Origin of the sequence: Thermosyntropha lipolytica DSM 11003, from assembly GCF_900129805.1 — a bacterium.
Lineage (GTDB): Bacteria > Bacillota > Syntrophomonadia > Syntrophomonadales > Syntrophomonadaceae > Thermosyntropha > Thermosyntropha lipolytica.
The window spans coordinates 1-3,194 of the sequence record NZ_FQWY01000070.1 but is presented as its reverse complement, the minus strand read 5'-3'; the positions used below and the strand labels follow the sequence as shown (position 1 = coordinate 3,194).

Below are 3,194 nucleotides of genomic sequence, written 5' to 3'. Positions count from 1 at the left end.
AAGTGCCAAATCACTGCTAAAACTAGGCTCCGAATTCCAGGGCAGAAATTACGATATGCTCATAGCTCATACAACCATTGTTTTTACCAGATATATTTTGCTGGAATGGGAACGACGTAACAACCAGGATTCACGTAGTTACGGAGAAATATTCTATTTGTTATGCGATGAGGTACAGGATATTGACTACCAGACCGCCATACGGTATCTTTTGCTTTTTATTGCTGAACTACTCAAAAAAATTCCCCAGGATTTATACGCAGCGATTTTGTGTCAAGTTCGATATTGGATTGCTGGTCAACCAGCATACATTAGGGCTTTGATGCCTGTTTTAAACTGCGAAATTTGAGTTATAAATTAATTAAATGACTTAATAAAATATTTCTCTATATAATTATGTAATTATGTAAATTTAAAATAACATCAGCAGGCAGGAGTAAGGACAAAATGCAGGAATATAAAGAAGGCAGCAAAAAAATCGAAATCAACATTCGGATTTCGGAATTCGAAGTACCTCCTATACAGGATGTACTGGTAGTCGGTAAAAAAGCTCCTATAGGACCGGAAGCAGCAAGGAGAATGGTAGATGTATTATCTCCTGATCAATACGATATTTTAAAAATTGAGCATCCCTTCATCGAAGCTGTCATTATTCGCAAAGCTCTATGCCGCATTATATCTCCTGAAAAAATAATAAAAATTATAATCGAAGAAAGTGAAAAAATTATGGATGAAGATATGTTGATAAAAATGCAGCTTGATATATCTCTGCAAATAAGCAAGGTGATTGACCTATGATAAGCGAAATTAATACCATAAAATTTGACAAGTTTACCATCGTCGATGCATGCACAAGTGTACGAAAAATGATAAATTATACTGCTGACGGCTACCGGTTTTTCATTGTATTCGAAAACAGCCATCTACTTGGAGTAATAAGTATCGAAAATCTTCTGCAAAGTCATCCCAACCGAATAGCTGTTGACGTAATTAGCGATAATTTCGAATTAATACCAGAAGATACTTCTATATGGGAAGCTTATGAAAAATTAGAGAAAAATAAAAATAAATATCTCATCGTGCTCGATTGTTCTAACAATATAATAGGAATAGTCGATTACAAAGGTTTGCTTCCCTACATAGCAAAATACATAGATCCCTTAACCGGGCTCTATAAAAGTGATTATTTGTACTTTGAAGGTATTCGTAATTTGAACCTGCAAAAAGAATTGTCTATACTTTTCTTAGACATAAACGAATTTGGAAATATTAACAAAAAATATGGTCATATAAACGGCAATATTATACTTAATGAAATAAGTTATATACTTAAACAAAATACACCCCAATATAACTGGTGCCGCTTTGGTGGCGACGAGTTCGCTCTGGTTGCGCCTTTAAAACTTGAAGAAGGCATAGCCCTTGCCGAACAAATTGTAAACGCTGTAAATGAACACCAATTCACCTTGAATATTCCCATAAAGGTTTCCATAGGAATTACCGGGGTGCGACTTAACAGCTCTTATCCTCTTCGCAATCAAATCAAAATAATAAATAACTTAATAAACAAAGCTAGCCTGGAATCTACTAAAGCCAAAAAATCCTTACCTGCCTGTCTGTCTATAGGGGGTTGTTTTGATATAAGCGAGATAGCCTGAAAATAACAAACAGGTTACCTTGTCTTTTCCCTTTGCCTCCTTATCTGCTCTTCTTTTAGATATACCAGATTTCTAAACAGTTCAGCTACGGTTATAAGACCTACTCCTCCCGGAACAGCACTGGCAATGCGTGCCTTCTCCTTTGCTTCCGGGTGGACATCCCCTAGCATCCTGCCTTCTTCATCAAAGTTAATGCCGGCATCTATTACTACTACATCTTCATTTATCATATCGGGAGTTACAAAATTAGGTTTACCTACAGCTGCAACCAGTATATCTGCCCTTTTCGTTTCTTCCACTAGATTGACCGTCTTAGAGTGGCATATAGTTACCGTCGCATTTTCTGCCGTCATCATGGCTGCCAGGGGCTGTCCTAAAATCGTGCTGCGTCCCAAAATCGTAACCTTTTTCCCTTCAATAGGGATATTATGTGCTTTAAGCATGGTAAGGATAGCCTTCGGAGTAGCAGGCCTTATCCCCTGTTCATAGCTTATAAGTTTTCCCAGATTATAGTTCGTTATTCCTTCTACATCTTTATACGGATCAATAACATTAGCCAGCACCTCCAGGCTAAATCCCGGCGGCAAAGGTTTTTGCAGCATTATACCGGTAATATCCGGATCATTATTCATATATTCAATTATATGTATAATCTGCTCCTGGCTGTTTCCGGCTGATAATTTAAGAATATCAGCATCTACCCCGGTTTCATCTGCAAATTTGCATATACCATTCACATACATCTGCGAAGCCGGATCTTCCCCTATCTGCAGAATTACCATATGCATTCTGTTTACCGCAGCATATTTTTTTATCTCAGCTTTTATGGCATCCCTTACCTCTTTGCCATAGATCAACATAACCGATCCTCCCCTTTCTTTGAAGGTGGCCAAAACTGCTTATATCATTATTCTGCCTTATAATATTATTTACGTCAAATTTTTAGCAAGCACAAGGGGACGGTTCCTTTGTGCTGTCTTATATTTATACCGTCCCCCTGTACTTTTTAATTCAATTTTTTCTTTAACTCCTCTATCCTCTCTACGGAAAGTCCTGTCAATCTAGAAATAAGCTTTACATCTAATCCTTCTCGCAAAGCATTCAGGGCTGCTTTTTCTATACCTTGCTCTATACCTTTGGCTATTCCTTCCTGTATCCCTTGTTCTCTACCTTCCCTTATTCCTTTCTCTATTCCTTCTTTTATCCCCTCTCTTCTCCACTTTTCCGCTAAGGTCATTAAATCCTCCCTCCTCTCAGGAAGTATTTTCTCTATACATTCTATAAGGATTTCCTCATCTACTTTTTCTACCGCTCCTAATATATATTCTATTATACTCACCTGCAGATAGCTATATCCCCTCTCCATCTCCCGCATCTGCCAGAATATCTTTTCTACCTCTACCTTTATTCTCCCCTCTTCTAGCCCTTTCTTTAATAACAATACCTGAAGAAAGGTTTTCAGCATTATATCATTTACATCCTCTATATCCGTCTCTTCCCGCAGGCCAAAAAAGGCATAGCGAAAGTCGGGAAGAT

At 37.7% G+C, this 3,194-nt stretch carries 4 protein-coding genes and 1 pseudogene; 3 read left to right on the top strand and 2 right to left on the bottom strand.

Translation table 11 applies throughout. The features are described 5' to 3' along the window. From BUB92_RS10875 to BUB92_RS10865, 3 genes and pseudogenes are all read left to right on the top strand, one after another. Nucleotides 1-349: pseudogene (locus BUB92_RS10875) on the top strand (IS4 family transposase); the annotation flags it as partial. 98 nt (nucleotides 350-447) lie between these two features. Beyond that, on the top strand, nucleotides 448-798 hold the full coding sequence (locus tag BUB92_RS10870) for a hypothetical protein (RefSeq protein WP_073093572.1): 351 nt from the start codon (nucleotides 448-450) through the stop codon (nucleotides 796-798). Next, nucleotides 795-1,658, top strand: a complete 864-nt coding sequence (locus tag BUB92_RS10865) for a diguanylate cyclase (protein ID WP_084728482.1) — start codon at nucleotides 795-797, stop codon at nucleotides 1,656-1,658. Before BUB92_RS10870 ends, BUB92_RS10865 begins: the two co-directional genes overlap by 4 nt. A 14-nt stretch (nucleotides 1,659-1,672) precedes the next feature. Here the strand turns inward: BUB92_RS10865 and BUB92_RS10860 are convergent, their stop codons facing one another. After that, nucleotides 1,673-2,518 carry a bifunctional 5,10-methylenetetrahydrofolate dehydrogenase/5,10-methenyltetrahydrofolate cyclohydrolase gene (locus BUB92_RS10860; protein WP_073093570.1) on the bottom strand — a complete coding sequence of 282 codons (846 nt, stop codon included), beginning with the start codon at nucleotides 2,516-2,518 and terminating at the stop codon, nucleotides 1,673-1,675. Between the two features lie 146 nt (nucleotides 2,519-2,664). Then, nucleotides 2,665-3,194, bottom strand: a 530-nt coding sequence (locus tag BUB92_RS11615) for an RpnC/YadD family protein (protein ID WP_479725431.1), incomplete at its 5' end; no start/stop codon positions are given.

Coding starts and splice junctions, on each gene's coding strand:
- BUB92_RS10870 (WP_073093572.1), top strand. CDS start 448: ATGCAGGAATATAAAGAAGGCAGCAAAAAAATCGAAATCAACATTCGG.
- BUB92_RS10865 (WP_084728482.1), top strand. CDS start 795: ATGATAAGCGAAATTAATACCATAAAATTTGACAAGTTTACCATCGTC.
- BUB92_RS10860 (WP_073093570.1), bottom strand. CDS start 2,518: ATGTTGATCTATGGCAAAGAGGTAAGGGATGCCATAAAAGCTGAGATA.